Origin of the sequence: Corallococcus macrosporus (genome assembly GCF_017302985.1) — a bacterium.
Classification (GTDB): Bacteria; Myxococcota; Myxococcia; order Myxococcales; family Myxococcaceae; genus Corallococcus; species Corallococcus macrosporus_A.
The window spans coordinates 2407255-2426894 of record NZ_JAFIMU010000007.1; the positions used below are offsets into that span (position 1 = coordinate 2407255).

Consider the following 19640-nt stretch of genomic DNA (forward strand, 5'->3'; position numbering starts at 1 on the left):
TCCACCAGCGCACGGCGGCTGCTCCACGAGTGACCAGGGGGCGACGCTCCGTACGAGAGCCGGGCGGTTGTGTGCCGGCGTCGGCGGGCCGCTCCTAACGTGGGCGCCTCCGCCCATGCCCATCCTCCTGCCCATCCTCCTGGCCCTGGCGTGCGCGCCGCTCGCCTACGTCGCGGGCCGGTGGCGTCCGGGCGCGGCGGCGTGGATGGGCGCCGCGGGCGCGCTCGCCGCGATGGGGGCGCTGGTCCATGAGTGGGCGACGCAGGGGCCCACGCGCCTCGTGGTGCCCTGGGCTCCCAGTTGGGGCCTGTCCCTGGAGTTCACGCGCGACGGCCTGTCCGGCCTCTACGCCGCGATGGCGCTGGGCGTGGGCGCGCTCGTCGTCCTGTACTCGCGCGCGTACATGCCGCACCACCTCCACGAGGAGGGCCGGCCCGCGCGCGACGAGGTGCGCTTCCAGGGGCTCCTCCTCGCGTTCATGGCCGCCATGGTGCTGCTGGTCACCGTGGATGACCTGCTGCTGCTCTTCGTCGCGCTGGACCTCACCACCATCATCTCGTACCTGCTCATCGGCTTCGACCGCGAGGACCCCGAGTCGCGCGCCGCCGCGCTGCTGTCGCTGGTGCTCACCGGCGCCACCTCCGTCGTCTTCTTCGCGGGCGCCATGGCGCTGGGGCTCCACTACGGGACGTTCTCGCTGCCGCTGGTCATCGAGCGCGCCGCGCATGACCCCGCGTCCACCGGCGCGCTGGTGTGCCTGGCCGTGGGCGCGCTGGGCAAGAGCGCGCAGGTGCCGTTCCACTTCTGGCTGCCGCGCGCCATGGCCGCGCCCACGCCCGTGTCCTCGTACCTGCACTCGGCGGCGATGGTCGCCGCGGGCGTGTTCCTCCTCCAGCGCCTCTACCCGCTGTTCGCCCCCGCCACGGACGTGCGCGACGGCCTGCTCGCCATCGGCTTCCTGTCCATGGGCATGGGCAGCCTGATGGCCCTGGTGGAGGATCCGTTCAAGCGCGTGCTCGCGTACTCCACCATCGCGCAGTACGGCTACGCGCTGGTGCTGGTGGCGTTGGGGTCCGACGGCGCGCCGCTCTACGTCGCCGTCCACGCGCCGTGCAAGGCCGCCCTGTTCCTCACCGCGGGCGCCGTCACCCAGGTCACCGGCAAGAAGAAGCTGTCGGAGGTCGGCGGCCTGCGCCACGCGCTCCCCGTGCTCGCGGGCGCCAGCGCCGTCGCGGCGGCGGGGCTCTCCGCGCTGCCCCTCACCGCGGGCTTCTTCAAGGACGAGGTGTTCTTCCACGCGCTCGCGCAGCGGGGCCCCGCGTTCATGGCGGCGGGGCTCGTGGGCGCGGGCCTGACGCTCGCGTACACGCTGCGCCTGTGGTGGGGCCTCTTCGGTGGACCGCGCCGCGACGTGCCCGCCGCGCCCCGGCTGCTCGTGGCGCCCGTGGTCGTGCTCGCGGGGCTCATCCTGCTGGGCGGCGTGCTGCCGGGCCTGCTCGTCGCGCCCGCCCGCGCCGCCGGGGCGGCGATGCTGGGCGCGCCCTCCACACTGGAGCTGGCGTACCACCTGGACGCGCGCGCGGAGAACCTGCTCGCGGTGGGGGCCTGGGGCCTGGGCGCGCTGCTCTTCGCCACGCACCGCGCGTGGGCATCCGCGCTCTCCCGCGTGCTGACGGGCGTGTCGCACGTGGGGCCGGAGCGGGCTTATCGCCTGCTGCTGCTCCAACTGGACCGGCTGTCCACGTGGCTGCACGAGAAGGAGGTGCGCGACCTGCGCGACCGGGTGGCGTCCGTGCTGGTGCCCACGGGGCTCCTGGGCCTGACGGTGCTGGGCGTGACGCCGCTGCGCGACCGCTTCAAGGTGGGCACGGTGGGCTGGGCGGACATCACGCTGGTGATGGCGCTGGCGTTCGCGTCCGCCGCCGCGCTGGCCACGCTGCGCGCCAAGGGCCACCTGCGGCTGGTGCTGCTCATCTCCTGCGTGGGCTTCAGCCTGGCCATGGTGTTCGCCTTCGCCGCCGCGCCCGACGTGGCCCTCACCTCCGTGCTGGTGGAGACCACCTTCACGCTGCTCTTCGCGGGCCTGCTGGCGCTGCTGCCCTCCGAGCGCCTCAAGCGTGCACAGGAGGAGGCCCAGAAGCCGCGCGGCCGCGACCGCCTGGCGGCAGGCGTCGCGGGCGCCAGCGCGTTCCTCCTGAGCTGGAGCGCCCTGTCCCATCTCCAAGCGGACCGCGTGGGCGCGCGCACGGTGGAGCTGGCGAAGGCCGCGCACTCGCCCAACGTGGTGGCCGCGGTGCTCACGGACTTCCGCGGCCTGGACACCGTGGGGGAGATGACCGTCGTGGTGGCGGCGCTGCTGGGCGTCACCAGCCTCCTGGGCCTCAACCTGGGCCGCAAGGGGAGGCGCTGAAGGCCCATGCGTTCCTTCGTCCCGCCGCTGTCGCGCCTGCTGCTGTGGCCGTCGTTGATGATCGCCCTGGCGTTCTGGATGAAGGGCGGCGCGTCCGTGGGCGGCGGCTTCCCGGCCGGGGCGCTGGCGGGGCTGGCGGTGCTGCTCCAGTACGTGGTGGCGGGCCGCGACCAGACGCGCCGCTACGTGGCGGTGCGGTACGCGGCGCCGCTGGCGGGCGTGGGGCTCTTGCTCGTGGTGGGCACCGCGTTCCTGCCCGTGCTCGCGGGCTACGCGCCCATGAGCCTCTTTCCCCGCCCGGACCAGCCGGAGCTGGGCGTGGGGGGACTCCACCTGCACACCGCGCTCGTCTTCGAGGGAGGGCTGATGCTCATCGTCTTCGGGCTGGTGGTCACCGTCATCGACCGCTTCGCCCTGCGCACGGGAACGGACGCGGAGGAGGAGTCCGGGCCATGATCCTCATCGCGTCCCTGGCGGTGGGCCTGCTGTTCGCGTGTGGCGTGCGCATGGTGCTGGAGCGCGAGCTGGTGCGCGTGGCGTGCGGCACGGTGCTCATCACCAACTCCAGCGTGCTGCTCATCCTCGCGGGCACCTTCCCGGAGCGGGGAGAGGCGCTGGGTGCGCAGCCGGGCGGGCCGGTGACGGATCCGGTGCTCCAGTCGCTGGCGCTCACGGCCATCGTCATCGGCTTCGCGGTGTCCGCGCTGCTGCTGACACTGGTGCACCGCACGCAGCGGGCGCACGGGTCGCTGCGCACGGACCGGCTGGTGGAGGCGGAGCTCCAGCGCGTGCACGCCGTGGAGAAGGGGGAGGGGCCCTGATGCCGCTCTGGGGACCGCTGCTCCTGCCGTGGGTGCTGGGCGTGGTGCTGGCGTTCCTGGACGGGCGCCGCGCGTGGGTGGCGTGGCTGGCCATCGCGGGGCTCGCGGGCACGCTGGTGTGCACGGTGTGGCTCTTGCCGCAGGCCTGGAGCGCGCAGGCGCCCCAGTTCATCAGCGGGGACTGGCCGGTGGGCGTGGGCATCCGGCTGCGCGCGGATCAGCTCTCCATCGTGTTCGCGCTGGTGTCCACGTCGGTGCTGCTGGGCACGCTCGTGTACGAGCACGTGGCCGGGGGCATCACGTCGCGCAGCTTCCCCGCGCTGGTGGTCTTCCTGGGCGCGGGGCTCACGGGCGTGTTCTTCACGTCGGACGCGTTCAACTTCTACGTCTTCTTCGAGCTGGCGATGACGTCCGCGTTCGCGCTGGCGTCGTACGGGGAGAAGCCCCGCAACCTGCGCGCCGCGTTCACCTTCGTGGTGGTGAACCTGATGGGGTCCACGCTGTTCCTCACCGCGGTGGTGATGCTGTACCTGACCACCGGCACGCTGGACATGCTGTCCATCATCGCGTGGGGCCAGGCGGGGCCGCCCTTCGCGCTGGCGGTGCCGGGCACGCTGCTGCTCTGCGCGTTCGGGGTGAAGCTGGGCTTCTTCCCGTTCCACTTCTGGGCACCGGCCGTCTACCGGGACGCGGGCCCCACGGTGGCGGCGCTGCTCGCGGGGGCGCTGGCCAACATCGGCAGCTATGGGCTCTTGCGCTTCGGCGTGGACGTGATGCCGCAGGTGCTGGCGCAGGCCCGGCCGCTGCTGGAGATATTGGGCGCGGCGAGCATCCTCTACGGCTCCATCCTGGCGCTCTCCCGGCGGGACACGCGCGAGGTGCTGGCGTACGCGTCCATCACGCAGGCGGGGCTCATCATCGCGGCGCTGGGCCTGGACGGACGCGAGGGCCTGTGCGCGGCGGTGGCGCTGGCGCTGGCGGGCTCCGTGGACAAGACCGCGCTGTTCCTCGCGCAGGACCGGGGCGGCGAGCGGGCGCGCCGGGCCTACTCGGTGGCGGCCTTCAGCACGGCGGGGGTGCCGCCCACGGCGGGCTTCTGGTCCAAGGCCTGGCTGTTGCGCGCGGCATTGGAGCAGGGGCACACGCCGCTGGCGGCGCTGGTGGTGGCGGCGAGCGCCCTGTCCCTGCTGGCCCTGTTCCGCGCCTACCAGCGCGAGCGCTGGCTGCGGGAGGGAGCAGCGCTGCACCGGGGCACGGGCGCGGTGGTGTACGCGCTGTCCCTGGCGCTCATCGCCGCGGGCCTCTGGCCGGAGCCGCTGCTGCGAGCCGGGCGCGACGCCATCCAGGGCCTGGGGACGCTGCCATGAGCCTCCGCTCGGTCGCGCACGTGCTGTCCCTGGCGCTCCTGTACGCGGTGCTGGTGGGCAGCTTCCACCCGGTGGACCTGGCGCTGGGCGCGGCGCTGGCCCTGGGGGTGATGCACCTGTTCCCCATGGCGGGGCTGCCGCCGGTGCTGAGCTCCCGCGAGCACTGGCGCCGGGTGCTGCACCTGCCCCGCTTCGGCTGGGCCCTGGCCGTGCTGGTGGTGCGCAGCTGCTTCCACGTGCTCACGGTCATCTTCGGCCGCGCGGAGCTCGCGAACAAAGCGGGCGTGGTGGAGGTCCCCATGGGGGAGCGCACCGCGCGCGGCGTGCAGGTGTCCTCCTGGGTGATGTCCCTGGCCCCGGGCACGGTGCTGCTGGAGCTGGACTGGGAGCGGCGCGTGATGCGCATGCACGCCCTGGACGCGTCGGATCCGGACAAGCTGCTGCGGCAGCAGGACAACTTCTACCAGCGCTACCAGCGCGCGGTGTTCCCCTAGCAGGAGGACCGGATGCACGAGACCTTCTTCACGCTGGCCATCGTGTGGATGGTGGGCCTGCTGGGCGCGCTGGTGCTGCTGGCCTCGCGGCAGCGCTCCGTCGCGGACATGCTCATGTCCGTGGACACGATGGGCCTGGTCATCTGCGCGGTGCTGGGCCTGTACGGCGCCACGCGCGGCGAGCCCGGCTACCTGGACGCGGCCCTGGTGCTGGCCCTGCTCTCCTACGTGCAGACGGTGGCCGGCGCCCGCTACCTGCACCACGGCCGCGCCTTCCACGACGAGGAGGACGGCCGATGATGGCCACCGTCCTGCAATGGGTGGGGGACGGCCTGGTGGCGCTGGGGCTGCTCTTCATCACCTGCGCCGTCATCGGCATCTACCGCCTGCCCTCGGTGCTCACGCGCGTGCACGCCGCGGGCGCCGTGCCCTTCGGCGCGGCGCTGGTCATCGTGGGCGCCACGCTGGCGACGGCGGACGGCTGGCTCCTGCTGCGGGGGCTGCTCGTCGCCGCGTTCCTGATGCTCACCATCCCCAGCTCCGCGCACGCCATCGCCTGGCTGGCGGAGGGACGGCCGGAGCTGGCCCACGACAAGGCCCGGCGCGGGCGCGGGAAGCAGGACCGCACGCCCGAGTCTCCGGGCCGTTGATCAAGCGGTCGCGGACGTCTCCTCCTTCACCAGCCAGCGCATCGTGGCCTCGGTGACGATGCCGAACACCGCCGTCTGCGCGAACAGCCAGACGTGCTCCGCGCGCGACCAGGTGTTCGCGAGCGCCGTCGCCTTGAAGATGGGGAAGGCCGCGCGCTCGAACGCCAGCACCCCCAGACCCAGCAGGACGCCGCTTTGCAGCAGGGTCCACTTCGACGTGCGGCGGCGCACCAGGCCCCAGCCCATTCCCAGCAGGGGGCCATAGCCCGCGCGCAGCGCGAAGGCCCACCGGGATGCCTCGTGCCGGGACATCCTCCGGCGCAACAGCCGGCTCAGCACCTGCCGGGCGATGTGCCGCGCGGCATAGGGGGGCGGGTGGCCCAGCGAGGCATTGCGCACGCTGACCAGCAATCCCAGGGCGCCGGTGCCCACGGCTCCGGCGACATACGCGGCCGCGTAGGGGTCCCTCATGGTCTATCCCTTCATCAGGTTCTTCATCACGAACCACAGGTTGGCCGGGCGCTCCGCCAGCCGTCGCATGAAATACGGATACCAGTGCTTCCCATACGGGACATAGACTTGCACCGGGTGGCCTTCCTTCGCCAACCGCTCCTGCAGGTCGCGCCGGATGCCATACAGCATCTGGAATTCGAAGGCGCCCCTGGGCAGATGCTGGCGCGCGGCGTACTCCAGCGTGGCGTCAATCATCCGCTCATCATGCGTGGCGATGCCGTGATACACGCCGCTGTCCAACAGGATGCGCATGCAGCGCACGAAGTTCGCGTCCACGTCCTTCTTGTCCGGGAAGGCCACGTCGGGACCCTCCAGGTAGGCCCCCTTGCACAGCCGGATGCGCACGCGCTCCGCGCACAGGGTCTTCACGTCCGCCTCCGTGCGCCGCAGGTAGCTCTGGAGCACCGCGCCCACGTGCGGCTCCCCGAACTCCGAGTGCAAATCCCGCACGATGTCCAGGGTCACCTGCGTGACGGCGCTCTCCTCCATGTCCACGCGCACGAACGAGTCCCGCGCCGCCGCGTCCGCCACCACCGCTCGCGCGTTCCGCAGCGCCAGGTTCCGGTCGAACAGCAGGCCGCACTGCGTGAGCTTCAGCGACACACTGGCCTTCACGCCCACCTGGTCGATGCGCGCGAGCAGCCGCTGGTAATGCCGCACCTCGTCGCGCGTCTCCTGTGGGGCGCGCACCGCTTCGTTGAGATGGTCGAAGCTGGCCGTCAGTCCCCTGGCGTTGAGGTCCTTCACCGCCTCCACCGCCTCCTCCAGCGTCTCCCCCGCGATGAAGCGCGACGCCAGCTCGCGAAAGGGTTTGAGCCGCGTGGCCACGTCCTTGAGGTTGGACTGGCGCGACAGGAACAGCAGCGCGGAGCGGGACAACTGGTCGGTGGCCGTGGTCATGTGATGTCTTCCCCCGGCGTTAGAGATAACGCCTGATCAATCCGGGTGCCGCGAGAGGAAGTCGGACACGCGCGCATTGAACGCTTCCGGGTGGCTCATGTACGGCAGGTGACTGGCCGTCTCCAGGAACTCCAGCCGGGCGCCCGGCACGTGCGCCGCCACGTCGCGAGCGGCCGCCGGCGGCACCAGCAGGTCGCGGCCCCCCTCGATGATGAGCGTGGGCACGCGCAGCTCCCGCAGCCGGTGCAGGAAGTCCGCGGCCAGGATGTCGCGCAGCCGCCGCATCAGCTCCAGCGACGACAGGCGCCGGGCCTCGCGGACGATCTCCGCGCGCCCCTCCGGCGGCAGCCACCGGCCACCCAGCACGCGGGCCACCGTGGGCGCGAACACATACGCCAGCGGCCGCGGCGCGCGCACCAGCGTGGACAGCGTCAACGCCAGCCGCCGCACCTTGCGCACGCTGGCCACCGGCGACACCAGCACCAGCGCCTTCACCCGCTCCGGGTGCTCCAACGCATACGCGATGGACAGGAGGCTGCCATAGGAAGACCCCATCAACGCGAAGCGCTCCGGCAGCCACGCCTCCGGGTGGTTGAGCACCGACAGGTTCCACTGCAGCGGCGTGTGCGTCGCGGGCGTCTTCAGCGGCGGCGTCCACAAGAGCAGGTTCCACGCCTGGGCCAGCGGCTCCATGGGCGCGAAGGAGCGGCCACTGGCGCCCAGCCCCGGAAGACAGACCACCGTGCGTGAGACATCCCTGTTGCCGTGGGGAAAGGTGAACAGCCGCACCGGCGTGCCCCGGATGACGCGCTCCTCGCACTCCAGCTGTTCATACCCTTGCTGGATGTCTTCCACGTCCGGCACCAGCGGCGGGACGCGGGTGCGAGTCGATGCGGCGGAGCTGGCGGCGGCGTCAAGCATGGCAGGCCCTCAGGAGCAGGCGCCGGACGCTGGCGGCCACGCGGTCGCGGAAGGCCGCCACGCGAGACTCCGACGCACCCGACGGCGGCGGTTCATGGGGTTCACCCACGGCGAAGGTGAGCTGGACGGGCAGCGGAAGGGGGCCCAATCCCATCACCAGGGGCATGCGGTATTTGTCCTCCGCGGCCAGGCGCACACACCAGCGGTCCTCGTCCGGGGGCCAGAAGAACGTGTCATCCACCCCGAAACCGGCGAAGGGCACCACCGGCACCCCGGCCTGCATGGCCAGCCGCACGAAGCCCAGCGCGCGCTCCCAGCGCAGGCGGTAGCGGCCCTGGCTGCGTTTGAAGGTCTCCCGCGCGCCGCCCGGATAACAGACGACCAGCTGCCCCTCCTGGAGCGAGCGCAGCGCGTTCTCCCGCGTCCCCTCCACGCCGCCCAGCCACGGCAGCACCGTGCGCACGAGGGGAATCTTGAAGAAGCCCCGCTCCGCGAGCCCCAGCGGATAGCGCCCCGTGGCCTGGTGCACGAGGTGGAAGAAGGCCGGCGTCTCGTATCCCCAGACACCGTGATTGCCCACGAGCAGCAGGGGCCCGTTCCTGGGCAGGTGTTCAGCACCCATCAGACGGGCGCGGTGATATCGCGCGGACAGGGCGGCGCCTCGCTCCGCGAAACGGAAGACGGTCTGTCGGACGCTGGTGAGTGGGTTTTCCACGGTGGAGCAGAAGATGCAGCCGCCCTCGCGGACCGGCACCCCGGTAGCAGGCAGGCGGGCAGGGGCTCCACCGGCGCCGTCAGCGCGAAAGGGGCATGCACGCCAGCAGGCTGCCTTTCACCCCGGCGGTCCGGTGGGGAACGGGTGCGGTTGTCTGCCTCCAGGGCCGTGCCGATGCTTGATGCCATGGCCGCCCCATTCGACATCCTCCTGCAGCAACACCGCGAACTGGAGGAGCTGCTGGAGCGGCTGGCTTCGGACACGGACGCGGAGGACCTGGCGCACGGCCAGGAGGCCCTCTCCCGCCTGTTGCGCCTGCACTCCCGGCTGGAGGAGCGCTGCGTCCAGCCGCTGGTGACGCGCGTGGAGGGCCGCACCCGCGCCCGCGAAGAGGCGGAAGACCACCTCACCCTGCGCGAGCTGATGGAGGAATTGCAGGAGCTGACGCCTCGCGGGGTCGAGTGGCAGGCGCGTCTGTTCACTTTGGAAGACCTGGTCGTGGCGCATGTGCAGGCCATGGAACAAGGCGTGCTCCCACGCCTGTCCGCGTCCCTGGACTCAGAGGAATTGGAGGAACTGGGACACGACCTCGCACTGACGTACGAGGAACTGCTGGAGCGCTCGCAGCACCCCCCTGCCTCCGGTCGCGGAGCGTTGTTGGAACCCCTGCATTGGGATGCGTGAGAAGCGCCTGAAAGCGCCGCCGGCCCCCATTTCCCGGGCCTTTCTCATCTGCTGATACGCAGTGGCGTCACAACTTTTTATCGCTTCCTTCGACAATTGCCTTTCTGGAAGGTATTGGTAGTCCGGCGTGCCGGTTCACGCCAAGGCAATGCTCCCCCCTTAAACCGAGGATTGTTCGAAATGTCAGTTGACAAGGCGTTCCGCGAGATGATTCGCAACGAGATTGAAGTGCAGCTCAAGCCCCTGCGTGACGTGGTGTCTCGTCTGGAGTCTGGGACGGCGGACCTGGACGCGCTGCGCAGCGTGGCCGAGCGTCTGGCGCCCCTGGCCCAGGTGGTGGGCCCCCTCTTCGGTGCGAACGCGCCCGCGGCGGGCAAGGCCGGTCGTCGTCCCGTGGGTCGTCCGGCGGGCCGGGCCGCGGTGAGCGCGCCGGTGGCGGCGGTGGGTGGCAAGCGCCGGGGCCGCAAGCCGGCGGCGGCGGAGGGCGGCGCCCGCGAGTGCGCCATCAAGGGCTGCGGCAAGCCCAGCCGCACCAAGGGCTACTGCGCCGCGCACTACCAGAAGCTGCGCATGCTGGAGAAGACCAACCGCCGTCCCAACGAGTGGTCCGACTACGCCAACCCCAACAGCGTGGAGGACATCAAGCTGCCCCGTGGCCGCGCCGCCTCCAAGGCGCTCGCGGAAGCCGCTCAGAAGAACGCTTAAGCAGTTCAGTTGCCCCGGCCCGGGCAGAGGTGGTGGACCCGCTCGTTTCCGTCAGGAAGAGCGTGGCTGGATTGACCGCGCGGAGGATGTGCTTGCGCCGCGAGGGGGTTGGTGTGCATGAGTGCCCGGGCCATGAGCAAACGCGACCTGGAGCCTGGAATCGTCACGGACCTCGCGGGCCGGACGACGTATGGTGATTACCTGCAGCTGGACCGACTCCTGTCCGCGCAGGTGCCCCGCTCCCAGCCTCCCCATCACGACGAGCTGCTGTTCATCGTCCAGCACCAGACGAGCGAGCTGTGGATGAAGCTGCTCATCCATGAGCTGTCCGCCTGCATCCGCTACATCCAGGCGGACCGGCTGGAGCCGTCCTTCAAGATCTTCGCGCGCGTCGCGCACATCCAGCGGATGCTCTTCGAACAGTGGAGCGTGCTGGAAACGCTGACGCCCAACGAGTACCTGGAGTTCCGCGACACGCTGGGCCACGCGTCCGGCTTCCAGAGCTTCCAGTACCGCGCGGTGGAGTTCCTCTTGGGCAACAAGGACGACAACGCGCTGGGGCCCTTCAAGCACGTGCCGGGCGTGCACGCGGAATTGGAGCGGCTGCTGGAGTCGCCGGGCATCTACGACGAGTTCCTGCGCCACCTGTCGCGCATGGGCCACGACATTCCCAGAAGCCACGTGGAGCGCGACTGGCGTCAGCCGTATGAGAAGAGCGCCCAGGTGATGGAGGTGTTCCGGCGCATCTACTCGGACACGGAGAAGCACTGGGACGCGTATGAGATGTGCGAGAAGCTGGTGGACACGGAGGAGCGGTTCCAGCTCTGGCGCTACCGGCACATGATGACGGTGATGCGCATCATCGGCTTCAAGCAGGGCACGGGCGGCTCGTCGGGCGTGGGCTTCCTGCGCAAGGCGCTGGACCTGCGCTTCTTCCCGGAGCTGTGGGACGTGCGCACGTCGCTGGCGCCGCCCGCGAAGCCCCGGGGCACCTGAAACAACTCCGCGCCGCTCGTGCCCCCGCATGCTCCGCGGGCCGGCAGGGGCGGGGTGCCAGCCGGGCCACGGGCTCCCTAGCTTGGGAGAGGTCAAACCCTCTCAACGCGCGAAGGAGCCGCCATGGGTGAGCACGAAAGCCCCCGGAAGGAACCGCAGCTTCCGGAAGACGAACAGAAGAACAAGCGTCAGGCGGGAGACCGCCCCGTCCCCACGCCCGGCCACATTGGCAACCTGCCGGACGACGGCCCGGGCCCGGCAGGCATTGGCATCAAGCTGCCCGAGGGCGGCGGCGACTGAGTGAAACATCCAGGATGTCTCAAGGCCCGGGGGCCCTTCCGGGGCTCCCGGCCACCGGGGTACACCTGTCAGACGGGCATGAGAGTGTCCGGGCATGTCCCTACCTGCTAGGTTCTTCGCCCCAGAGATGACCCGAAAGCCCGCCACCTACGCCGACCTGGAAGCGCTCCCTCCGAATCAGGTGGGGGAGATCGTCAACGGGGAGCTGCACGCGAGCCCCCGGCCGGCGTCGCCGCATGCCTTCGCGGCGATGCAGCTCTCCACCGACCTGAACAATCCCTTCGGCAGGGGCCGTGGGGGGCCTGGCGGGTGGCATTTCCTGTTCGAGCCGGAGCTGCACCTGGGCAAGGACGTCCTGGTTCCCGACATCGCGGGTTGGCGCCAGGAACGGATGGCCAAGATGCCCGACGTCGTGGGATTCACGATGGCGCCGGACTGGCTGTGCGAGGTGCTGTCCCCGTCCACGTCCCGTTTGGATCGGGTCCGGAAGTTGCCCATCTACGCGCGCGAGGGCGTGAAGCACGTCTGGTTGGTGGACCCTTTGCAACGCACGTTGGAGGTCTTCCGGCTGGAAGGCGGCCACTACCTGCTGCTGGGGACCCACGAGGACGCGGAGACCGTCCACGCGGAGCCATTCGAGGCCCTGGCGCTGGAACTTCGCGTCTTGTGGGTAGACATCGCGGAGTAGGCTTCTTCGCACCATGTCCGCGCCCGCCGGAATGACGCTGCTCTTCGAACAGGCCCACATCCTCTGCTACCGCACGTTCGACATCGCGGAGGAGATCGACCTGGAGCGCGCGCGCAAGGCGCTGTCGGAGGACTCGCGCCGCTTGAAGCTGTCGCGCGAGAACAGCCAGTACATCCAGCTGCCCAACCCGCCCGTGGCCTATGAGCTGGGCCGCAGGCCGCTCGCGCTGCGCGACGGGCCCGTCACGGTGGACGCCACCGCGCGCCTGTTCGACCACGGCGCCGCGTCCATCATCCTGCGCGTCCCCGTCGCGCCCGGCACCACCTGGGAGGCCCTCACCCAGGTCGCCGACGAGCTCTATGACAGCCAGGCCCTGGACGACCTGGCGCAAGAGCTGGTGGAGGGCGTGCGCCGCACCATCTCCGCCGCCGTGCAGGGGCCGCACCTCTGGGACCAGAGCGAGAGCTACACCGTCATCTTCGCCGAGCGCATCCAGGGCAACCCCTCCGCCGAGGAGCTGTTCCAGCGCGCGGACATCGCTCGGCTGCTGCTGGGGGAGAGCACCACCGCGCCGCTGGCGCCTCGCGAGCGCGAGGCCGTCACCCAGGTGCGCTTCAGCTACACCGCGCACGACCTGGTCGTCGTGGACTGGAACAGCGCGTTCGTCTACGAGCCGTCCGGCTCGCGCGACATCCCGGACCTCCTGGAGATCGCCAACGCGCAGTTGCTGGAGTTCCGCTACTACGACGAGCGGCTGGACGAACACATCGCGCGCATCCACGACGAGGTTCAGGCGCGCAAGCCCGGCTGGCTCACGCTGTTCCGCAGCCCCTACCGCAGCCTCGCGCGCGAGACGCTGGGCACGCTCGTGGACCTCAACGAGTTCGTGGAGCGGGTGGAGAACAGCCTGAAAATCATTGGCGACTTCTACCTGGCCAAGGTCTACGAGGGCGCGGTGCGCCGCCTGCGCATCCCCGCGTGGCAGGCCTCCGTCACGCGCAAGCAGCAGCTGCTCGCGCAGACCTATGGCCTGCTCAAGGGCGAGGTGGACATCGACCGCTCCCACATCCTGGAGGTGATGATCGTCGCGTTGATCATCCTGGAGATCGTCCTCGCCTTCGGCCGGGTGTTCCAGGATGGGTGAGTCCTGCCCCGGGGTGGGCTGGGCCGGGGCGCGGGGTTGGGCTACGGTGGGCGCATGGAGGTTGCCGCGTGAGCGCATCCAATCCCCTCTTCGGTGACCTGTTGCTCAAGCTGGGTGTCGTCACGCCGGGGCAGGTGCAGGAGGCGCTCGCGCTGCAGGCGCTCACCGGCCAGCGCGTGGGTGAAGCGCTCATCTCCCTGGGCTACGTGTCGCGCGAGCAGATCCAGGACGCGCTGGGCGAGGCCCTGGGCCTGAACCACGAGAAGGGCCCCGCGCAGCCGCCGCTGGGCGAGCTGCTGGTGGGGCTCAAGTACGTGACGCTCGCGCAGCTGGACGAAGCCCTGGCGCGGCAGCGGCGCGACGGGCGGCGGCTGGGGGAGATCCTGGTCGAGCTGGGCCACTGCACGTACAAGCAGATCTACGAAGCGCTGGGCGTGCAGAACCGCATCGTCGGCCGGCAGGACCTGCCGCGTCCCGCGACGGAGGGGCGCCGCCGCGTGGTGGTGGTGGACGACAGCCCGCTGGCGTGCGCGTTCGTGCAGGAGGGGCTGGTGGCGCTGGGCTACGAGGTCCTCTGCTTCCAGGACCCGTACGAGGCGCTGGAGGGCATGGGGCGGCTGCAGCCGGCCATCGTGCTGAGCGACCTGGAGATGCCGGGGCTGGACGGCGTGGAGCTGTGCCGGCGGCTGAAGGAGGGCCCTCGCAGCGCCATCCCCGTCATCATGCTCACCGCCAACGACCGCGAGGCGGAGCGCGTGCGCGGCCTGCGCGCGGGCGCGGACGACTACGTGAACAAGTCCGCGTCCATGGATGAACTGGCGGCGCGCATCGAGAGCGTGGTGCGCCGCACGGGCGAGACGGAGCGCATGCGCAAGCTGTTCGCGCGCTACACGTCCGACGCGGTGGTGGAGGAAATCCTCAAGAGCGCGGACGCGGCGGTGCTCGCCGGTGAGAAGCGCGAGGTGACGGTGCTGTTCGCGGACATCCGCAACTTCACCGGCCTGGCGGAGAGCCTTCCCCCCGAGCAGGTGGTGGCGGTGCTCAACCAGGTGCTGGGCCGGCTGTCGGACGCGGTGCTCACCTGCGGCGGCACGCTGGACAAGTTCCTGGGCGACGGGCTGATGGCCGTCTTCGGCGCGCCGGTGGGCCGCCCGGACGACGCGCTCCGCGGCCTGCAGTGCGCGAAGATGATGATGGAGGCCGTGGCGGAGCTGCGCGCCATGGCGGAGGCCGAGTGGGTGGCCCACGGCCGCGAGGGCCGGCCCCTGGTGCTGGAGCTGGGCGTGGGGTTGAACTCGGGCGTGGTGGTGTCCGGCAACATCGGCAGCGCGCTCCGGGCCGAGTACACCTGCATCGGCGACGCGGTGAACGTGGCCGCCCGCCTGTGCGCGCTGGCCGGACCGGGGGAAATCCTGGTGGGCGAGCGCACGCGCGAGCTGGTGGACGCGAACGAGACCGCCTTCGAGGACCTGCCGCCGGTGCGCTTGAAGGGCAAGCAGCAGCCGGTGCCGCTTTACCGCGCCCTCTGACGCGGCAGGCGGTAGGGTGGACGGGCCATGGCCGCCACCTCCCCTTCGCCCGCCGCCTCCGACAGGTCCCGCCGCTCGCCGCTGCCCTGGGTGGCCGTGGTGTTCGCGCTGGCGCTCGTCGTGGCCCTGGTGCTCACCGCCTTCCGCCGCCGCGACCCCGAGCAGGCGCAGCGAATCCACGCGGACTTCGCCCTCATCCTGGGCGCGCTGGAGCGCTACCAGGCGGACCACGGCGGGCAGCTGCCGGAGGAGGGGAACCTGGACGACATGCTCGTGCCCAGGTACCTCGGCGCCGTGCCCCGGGACCCCTGGGGCCGGCCGTACCAGTACGCCAGCAGCGCGCAGGGCGTGTTCCTGTCCACCTTCGGCCGGGAGAACCAGCGCGGCGGCACGGACGAGAACCAGGACCACACCAACCACGACGGGCACCAGCAGCTGCTGCGCTAGGGCTCGGGCCCCAAGGCTCGGAAGGCGGCCCGCCCCACCCCGGGGAGCAGGCAGGCCGGCATGGACGGCCGCGCGCCACCGGGTGGCCGGCGTGCGCATCCTTCCCGCGAGGGGAGGCTCCAGCGGGCATCGCCTCCTCGGGGGGCCCCGCCATGGCCATCATCTGCGCAACCAACCTGTCCGCCGACGCCGCGCACGCGGCCACCGTCGCGGCGACCCTGGCCAGCCGGCTGGGAGAGCCCTTGCTGCTCCTGGGCGTGGACGACGAGGTCCCCGACGCGGAGGCCCCGGACGTCCTGTCCGCGGCGGAGGGCGGGCTGGCCGCGGAGGCCGCGCGCCTGAGGGGGCTCACGGCCACGGTGGAGCCGCGCATGCAGCGGGGCGCCTCCGTGGAGACGCTGCTGGGCGACGAGGAGTGCAGGAGCGCCCGGATGGTGGTGGTGTCCGCCGGGGGCTGGCGCACCACCCCCTGGCGCAAGACGTCCCTGGCGGAGCGCCTGGCCCGCCACGGCTGCGCCCCGGTGCTGGCGGTGCGCCGGGACACGGCGCTCCTGGACTGGGCCCGGGGCCGGCGCCGGCTGCTGGTGATGGTGGGGGTGGACCCGCGCTCCTCCACCTCCGACGCGGCCATCACCTTCGTGCGGGAGCTGCGGCGCGTGGGCGGGTGCGACGTGCTGGCCACGTACGTGTGCTCGCCGCAGGAGGAGCGCGCGCGGCTGGGCATCCACACCCCCGTGCACGTGGAGCGGCTGGACGCGCGCGAGCGCACCATGGAGGGGTTGGATCCGCTGGTGGAGCGCGTGCTGATGCGCGAGGTGCGTGAGCGCCTGGGCGACGTGGAGGGCGAGGGCCGCGTGGAGGTGGTGCTGGAGCCCGGCTATGGCCGCCCGGCGGACCACCTGCTGCACGTGGCCCACGCGAGGAGCGCGGAGCTGACGGTGGTGGGGATGCACCTGCGCAGCGGCGTGCAGCGGCTGTGGCACGGCTCCGTGTCGGAAGGGGTGCTGCGCCACGCGGAGCGCTCCGTGGCGTGCATCCCCCCCGGCGCGCGCGAGCCGCGCCGCCTCCCGCCGCCCCGAAGCGCGCTGGTGCCGGTGGACTTCACCGTCGCGTCCGTCCAGGCCATCGCGCAGGCGTGCTCGCTGGTGGGCCCGGGCGGCCGCGTGCACCTCTTGCACGTGCACCGGCTCCGGGGCCGCGAGCGGGGCCCCCGGGACTTCCTCGGCGTGCTCCCGGAGCCCGAGGGCGAGCGGGACGTGGTGCTCCAGCGGCTCTGGGCGCAGGTGCCCCGGGACGCCGTCGCGCGGGCGGTGCACTGGAGCGTGGAGGGCGTCAGCGGGGACGACGTGGCCGTCGCCATCTGCCAGGCCACGGAGCGCGAGGGCGTGGACCTGGTCTGCGTGGGCACCTCCTCGCGCCGAGAGGTCGTCCCGGACGTGCTGGAGGAGGCGGTGGCGAAGGAGCTGGTGCTGCGCTGCCGCAAGCCCGTGATGGTGGTGCCTTCCGCCTGACCCGGGAACGGACGTCCAGTGTTCCGGCTTCTCATAAAACGGGTCCCTGATTTTTTCCCGCAAGTAAGGGATTGAACAGGCGACCCGGGAGGGCGTTAGACTTTGGGAGGACCCGCTTTCCCAGAAGGGTAGGGCATCCCGTGGCTCTTCGCGGTTATCGAGAAGAGGACCTCGTCTCCAACCGTGCATCGCTGCTCATCCACGGAGGTACGGAGGACGAGCGCAGGGCCTGGGCGGAGGAAGCCGCGCGCAACTTCGGCGTCCCGCTCACGGAGGTGCGCCAGGCGCCGGAGCTGGCCGGAGCGCTGCGGCAGCCCAACGGCGTGGTGTTCATCGCGGACGTGGCGAAGCTGCCGCTCGACGCCCAGGGCCTCATCCTGCGCTGCCTCCAGATGCAGGAGGAGCGGCCCAAGGTGGTGGTGGGCGTCTCCGGCACCGCGATGGCCGCCCTCACCCGGGGCACGCTGCGCGAGGACCTCCACTACCGGCTGAACCAGGCCCAGGTGGACCTGCAGACGGACGGCCTGCGGGATGCGCTCAAGCGCCGCTGGGCGCAGCAGGCCGAAGCGCTGGCCGCGCGCGCCGCCGCCCTGAAGGCCGCCGAGGAGAAGGAGCGCGCCGCCGCCGCCGCCCGCCGCCCCGGCTCCGTCACCCGCATCCTCCCCAAGCGCAAGGCCCCGGCCGCCGCCGCCCGCAAGGGCGCGCCCCGCAACGCGGTCCGCTGAAACCCACCCCTTGGAGGCCCCAGGACAGGGGGCCTTCAGAGGGGAGCGGGGGTCGGTCCGGGTGGGGGAATGGGTACTACTGGAAAGATGGGCTAGAGTTGTTCCCAGCCGTCTTTCCTCTCCTCTCCGGAGCGAAATCACATGTCCCAGCAAGCCCCTGGCAAGAAGCGTGGTCTGTCCCGTCCCGTGGAAGTCGTCCGCGCGGAGCTCCTCAAGGACCCCGAGACGAAGCGCATCGCGGACGCGGTGGGGATGAAGCTGGAGGACTACGTCGAGCTGGTGCTCGAGTACGCCCAGGACAAGGACAAGGAGCCCATGCTCAACGTCGTGTCCGACGAGGAGCTGAAGGCCAACGGCTTCCCCGTGCACACGGTGGAGGAGGTCGGTGAGTTCCTGGTCGCGGGCGCCAAGGGTGAGCTGCCCGGCCAGGGCAACCCCTTCGCCAAGTCCGAGTTCGAGGCCGGCAAGGGCGGCGCCGCCGGCGCCAAGCCCGCGCTGAACCCCGCGGGCGAGGCGGTCAAGGCGCCCCAGGACGAGGCGAAGCGCCAGGAACTCATGGATCAGCTCAAGAAGGGCGGCGGCGGAACCCGCGGCTGAGGCCCGCCCGGAATCCCCGTGAAATTGATCGGAAATTCGGAGGAAACATTTTCCTCCCCCTTCCGAGAATCCTTTTGCAGCTTCACTTCGGCACACACTCTCCAAACCAGACTTAAGCAGGGGGTATTACCATGGGCGGCATCGGCAAGGTTGTCAGCAGCATCGCGAAGACGGTCAGCAATGTCGCCGGCGGCGTCGCGAACATCGCGGGCAAGGCCCTCAGCTTCGTGCAGAACCCGATGGGCGCCATCACGGGCGGCCTGAAGGGTCTGGCGGGCGGCCTCCTGGACAAGCTCCCGTTCGGCCTGGGCAAGCTGGCCAAGCCGTTCGTGGACAAGTTCATCGACTCCGGCGCGTCCCTGCTCTCCAAGGGCCCCCTGGCCGGTCTGTCCCAGCTGACCAAGTTCGCCCCCACCGTGAAGACCATCGGTGACATCGCGACCACCGTGAAGAACGGCGCGGACAAGGTCGGCGCGCTGGTCTCCCAGCCCGCGCAGCAGAACTTCCAGAACATCATCGCCCACGGGCAGGCTGCGCTCATCAACTGAGCTCCCCGCTGAAGTTGGCGTGACTCAGGCACGAGGGCCAGTGCTCACCGCGAGGTGGGGCTGGCCCTTCGGCTTTGCGGGCCAGCAACGCCCGGGTGGAGCGTGACCCTGTGGGGCGCACCCGGAGTGCGGGCGCGATCAGGAGGGGGGCGGCTCAGCCCTCTTCGCGGGTGAGGCGGAAGGCGTCGGTCTCCAGCTTCTGGGTCGCCTCGGGGTCGGCGCTGTCGTAGTAGCCGCGAATCTCTCCGGTGCCGTCCACGAGCACGAAGTGGGTGCCGTGGAAGATGGAGAGCAGGTCGTCCTCGGCGGCGCCGGGCTCGCGGCCCATGCTGATCTTGAAGCCCTGGACGATGGTGTCCTTGAGGGTGGCGTAGTCGCCGGTGAGGAAGTTCCAGCGGGTGAAGTCCGCCTGGTACTTCTTCCCGTACTCGGCCAGCCGCTCCGGGGTGTCGTAGGCCGGATCCACGGAGAAGGACACCAGCTGGAGGTCCGTCCCCAGCTTCGCGGTGTGGTCCTGCACGCGCGCCATCTTCTGCGTGAAGACGGGGCAGACGGTGGGGCAGCGGGTGAAGATGAAGTTGGCGATGAACGGGCGGCCGCGGAGCTGCTTCAGCCCGAAGGGCTGCCCGTCCTGCCGCGTGAAGGTGAAGTCCGGCAGCGCGCCCAGCCGGGGCGGCGGCTGCGAGCGGCCCTGCACCAGGTCGTGGACCGCCACCCCCATGAAGCCGAGCGACGCCACGGCGATGCCCGCCCAGACCCAGGAGCGGCGGACGGGGCGGGAGCGGGGGGCGGACGGGGAGGAGGGCGATTCGACGGACATGGTCGGCACGTACGGCATCGGCGGGGAGCGCACAAGCGCCGGGCATGCCGGGGTAGGGGCTGGCCGCATGCGAGGCATGAGGGAGAGTGGCCGACCCCCGAGCCGGGGCCGCACGGGGTGCGCCTTGAGGGGACGTTGGGTGCGTGCTAGCCCGG

General features: G+C 71.2%; 24 protein-coding genes. 19 read left to right on the top strand and 5 right to left on the bottom strand.

What is annotated here, in order from left to right; translation table 11 throughout:
• Positions 1 to 115 precede the first annotated feature (115 nt).
• Genes mbhE through JYK02_RS22335 form a run of 7 tightly spaced genes read left to right on the top strand, consistent with a single transcriptional unit; the run spans position 116 to position 5742 of the window.
• Positions 116 to 2410 (top strand): hydrogen gas-evolving membrane-bound hydrogenase subunit E, encoded by a 2295-nt coding sequence (mbhE, locus tag JYK02_RS22305; RefSeq protein ID WP_207053857.1) that lies wholly within the window; start codon positions 116 to 118, stop codon positions 2408 to 2410.
• A gap of 6 nt (positions 2411 to 2416) precedes the next feature.
• Complete coding sequence (locus JYK02_RS22310) at positions 2417 to 2866, top strand: MnhB domain-containing protein (RefSeq protein WP_207053858.1); 450 nt, start codon at positions 2417 to 2419, stop codon at positions 2864 to 2866.
• A complete protein-coding gene (locus JYK02_RS22315) occupies positions 2863 to 3231 on the top strand; it encodes a sodium:proton antiporter (RefSeq protein ID WP_207053859.1) in 369 nt (122 codons plus the stop codon). Before JYK02_RS22310 ends, JYK02_RS22315 begins: the two co-directional genes overlap by 4 nt.
• Complete coding sequence (locus JYK02_RS40490; protein WP_207053860.1) at positions 3231 to 4598, top strand: complex I subunit 5 family protein; 1368 nt, start codon at positions 3231 to 3233, stop codon at positions 4596 to 4598. Before JYK02_RS22315 ends, JYK02_RS40490 begins: the two co-directional genes overlap by 1 nt.
• Positions 4595 to 5092 (top strand): Na+/H+ antiporter subunit E, encoded by a 498-nt coding sequence (locus JYK02_RS22325; RefSeq protein WP_207053861.1) that lies wholly within the window; start codon positions 4595 to 4597, stop codon positions 5090 to 5092. The genes JYK02_RS40490 and JYK02_RS22325 overlap by 4 nt, the downstream gene beginning before the upstream one ends.
• A gap of 12 nt (positions 5093 to 5104) precedes the next feature.
• The gene (locus JYK02_RS22330) at positions 5105 to 5392 is read left to right on the top strand and encodes a monovalent cation/H+ antiporter complex subunit F (protein ID WP_207053863.1); all 288 of its coding nucleotides are present in this window, start codon (positions 5105 to 5107) and stop codon (positions 5390 to 5392) included.
• Positions 5389 to 5742 carry a cation:proton antiporter gene (locus JYK02_RS22335; RefSeq protein ID WP_207053864.1) on the top strand — a complete coding sequence of 118 codons (354 nt, stop codon included), beginning with the start codon at positions 5389 to 5391 and terminating at the stop codon, positions 5740 to 5742. Before JYK02_RS22330 ends, JYK02_RS22335 begins: the two co-directional genes overlap by 4 nt.
• Here JYK02_RS22335 and JYK02_RS22340 read toward each other — a convergent pair whose 3' ends face one another.
• The 4 genes from JYK02_RS22340 to JYK02_RS22355 are packed head-to-tail and all read right to left on the bottom strand — an operon-like array spanning position 5743 to position 8698.
• A complete protein-coding gene (locus JYK02_RS22340; protein WP_207053865.1) occupies positions 5743 to 6213 on the bottom strand; it encodes a hypothetical protein in 471 nt (156 codons plus the stop codon).
• A gap of 3 nt (positions 6214 to 6216) precedes the next feature.
• Entirely contained in the window at positions 6217 to 7155 is a 939-nt protein-coding gene (locus tag JYK02_RS22345; protein WP_207053866.1) for a proline dehydrogenase family protein, read from the bottom strand.
• 36 nt (positions 7156 to 7191) lie between these two features.
• Positions 7192 to 8076 carry an alpha/beta fold hydrolase gene (locus tag JYK02_RS22350; RefSeq protein ID WP_207053867.1) on the bottom strand — a complete coding sequence of 295 codons (885 nt, stop codon included), beginning with the start codon at positions 8074 to 8076 and terminating at the stop codon, positions 7192 to 7194.
• Positions 8069 to 8698 (bottom strand): lysophospholipid acyltransferase family protein, encoded by a 630-nt coding sequence (locus JYK02_RS22355; RefSeq protein WP_242588846.1) that lies wholly within the window; start codon positions 8696 to 8698, stop codon positions 8069 to 8071. Before JYK02_RS22355 ends, JYK02_RS22350 begins: the two co-directional genes overlap by 8 nt.
• Before the next feature lie 279 nt (positions 8699 to 8977).
• On the opposite strand from JYK02_RS22355, the gene JYK02_RS22360 reads away from it, so the two are divergent.
• The 12 genes from JYK02_RS22360 to JYK02_RS22415 all read left to right on the top strand — a co-directional run bounded on the left by JYK02_RS22360 (position 8978) and on the right by JYK02_RS22415 (position 18665).
• Positions 8978 to 9475: a hemerythrin domain-containing protein gene (locus JYK02_RS22360; protein ID WP_242588847.1), complete on the top strand. Its 498-nt coding sequence runs from the start codon at positions 8978 to 8980 to the stop codon at positions 9473 to 9475.
• 180 nt (positions 9476 to 9655) lie between these two features.
• On the top strand, positions 9656 to 10180 hold the full coding sequence (locus JYK02_RS22365) for a cell wall protein (protein WP_207053870.1): 525 nt from the start codon (positions 9656 to 9658) through the stop codon (positions 10178 to 10180).
• A gap of 132 nt (positions 10181 to 10312) precedes the next feature.
• The gene (locus JYK02_RS22370; RefSeq protein ID WP_207053871.1) at positions 10313 to 11176 is read left to right on the top strand and encodes a tryptophan 2,3-dioxygenase; all 864 of its coding nucleotides are present in this window, start codon (positions 10313 to 10315) and stop codon (positions 11174 to 11176) included.
• A 123-nt stretch (positions 11177 to 11299) separates the two neighbouring features.
• Positions 11300 to 11476: a hypothetical protein gene (locus JYK02_RS22375; protein WP_158616884.1), complete on the top strand. Its 177-nt coding sequence runs from the start codon at positions 11300 to 11302 to the stop codon at positions 11474 to 11476.
• A 127-nt stretch (positions 11477 to 11603) separates the two neighbouring features.
• Positions 11604 to 12164: a Uma2 family endonuclease gene (locus tag JYK02_RS22380; RefSeq protein WP_207053873.1), complete on the top strand. Its 561-nt coding sequence runs from the start codon at positions 11604 to 11606 to the stop codon at positions 12162 to 12164.
• A 13-nt stretch (positions 12165 to 12177) separates the two neighbouring features.
• Positions 12178 to 13308 carry a hypothetical protein gene (locus tag JYK02_RS22385; RefSeq protein ID WP_207053876.1) on the top strand — a complete coding sequence of 377 codons (1131 nt, stop codon included), beginning with the start codon at positions 12178 to 12180 and terminating at the stop codon, positions 13306 to 13308.
• Positions 13309 to 13376: 68 nt separating this feature from the next.
• Positions 13377 to 14837, top strand: coding sequence for a response regulator (locus JYK02_RS22390; RefSeq protein ID WP_207053878.1), 1461 nt, complete (start codon positions 13377 to 13379; stop codon positions 14835 to 14837).
• Positions 14838 to 14864: 27 nt separating this feature from the next.
• Positions 14865 to 15284 carry a type II secretion system protein GspG gene (locus JYK02_RS22395; protein ID WP_207053879.1) on the top strand — a complete coding sequence of 140 codons (420 nt, stop codon included), beginning with the start codon at positions 14865 to 14867 and terminating at the stop codon, positions 15282 to 15284.
• Positions 15285 to 15436: 152 nt separating this feature from the next.
• Positions 15437 to 16795, top strand: coding sequence for a universal stress protein (locus tag JYK02_RS22400; RefSeq protein WP_207053880.1), 1359 nt, complete (start codon positions 15437 to 15439; stop codon positions 16793 to 16795).
• A 140-nt stretch (positions 16796 to 16935) separates the two neighbouring features.
• Positions 16936 to 17520 (top strand): sigma 54-interacting transcriptional regulator, encoded by a 585-nt coding sequence (locus JYK02_RS22405; protein WP_207053881.1) that lies wholly within the window; start codon positions 16936 to 16938, stop codon positions 17518 to 17520.
• Positions 17521 to 17661: 141 nt separating this feature from the next.
• Entirely contained in the window at positions 17662 to 18117 is a 456-nt protein-coding gene (locus JYK02_RS22410) for a hypothetical protein (protein WP_207053882.1), read from the top strand.
• Between the two features lie 131 nt (positions 18118 to 18248).
• Positions 18249 to 18665 carry a hypothetical protein gene (locus tag JYK02_RS22415; RefSeq protein ID WP_207053883.1) on the top strand — a complete coding sequence of 139 codons (417 nt, stop codon included), beginning with the start codon at positions 18249 to 18251 and terminating at the stop codon, positions 18663 to 18665.
• A gap of 154 nt (positions 18666 to 18819) precedes the next feature.
• Here the strand turns inward: JYK02_RS22415 and JYK02_RS22420 are convergent, their stop codons facing one another.
• The gene (locus JYK02_RS22420; protein WP_242588848.1) at positions 18820 to 19485 is read right to left on the bottom strand and encodes an SCO family protein; all 666 of its coding nucleotides are present in this window, start codon (positions 19483 to 19485) and stop codon (positions 18820 to 18822) included.
• Positions 19486 to 19640 lie beyond the last annotated feature (155 nt).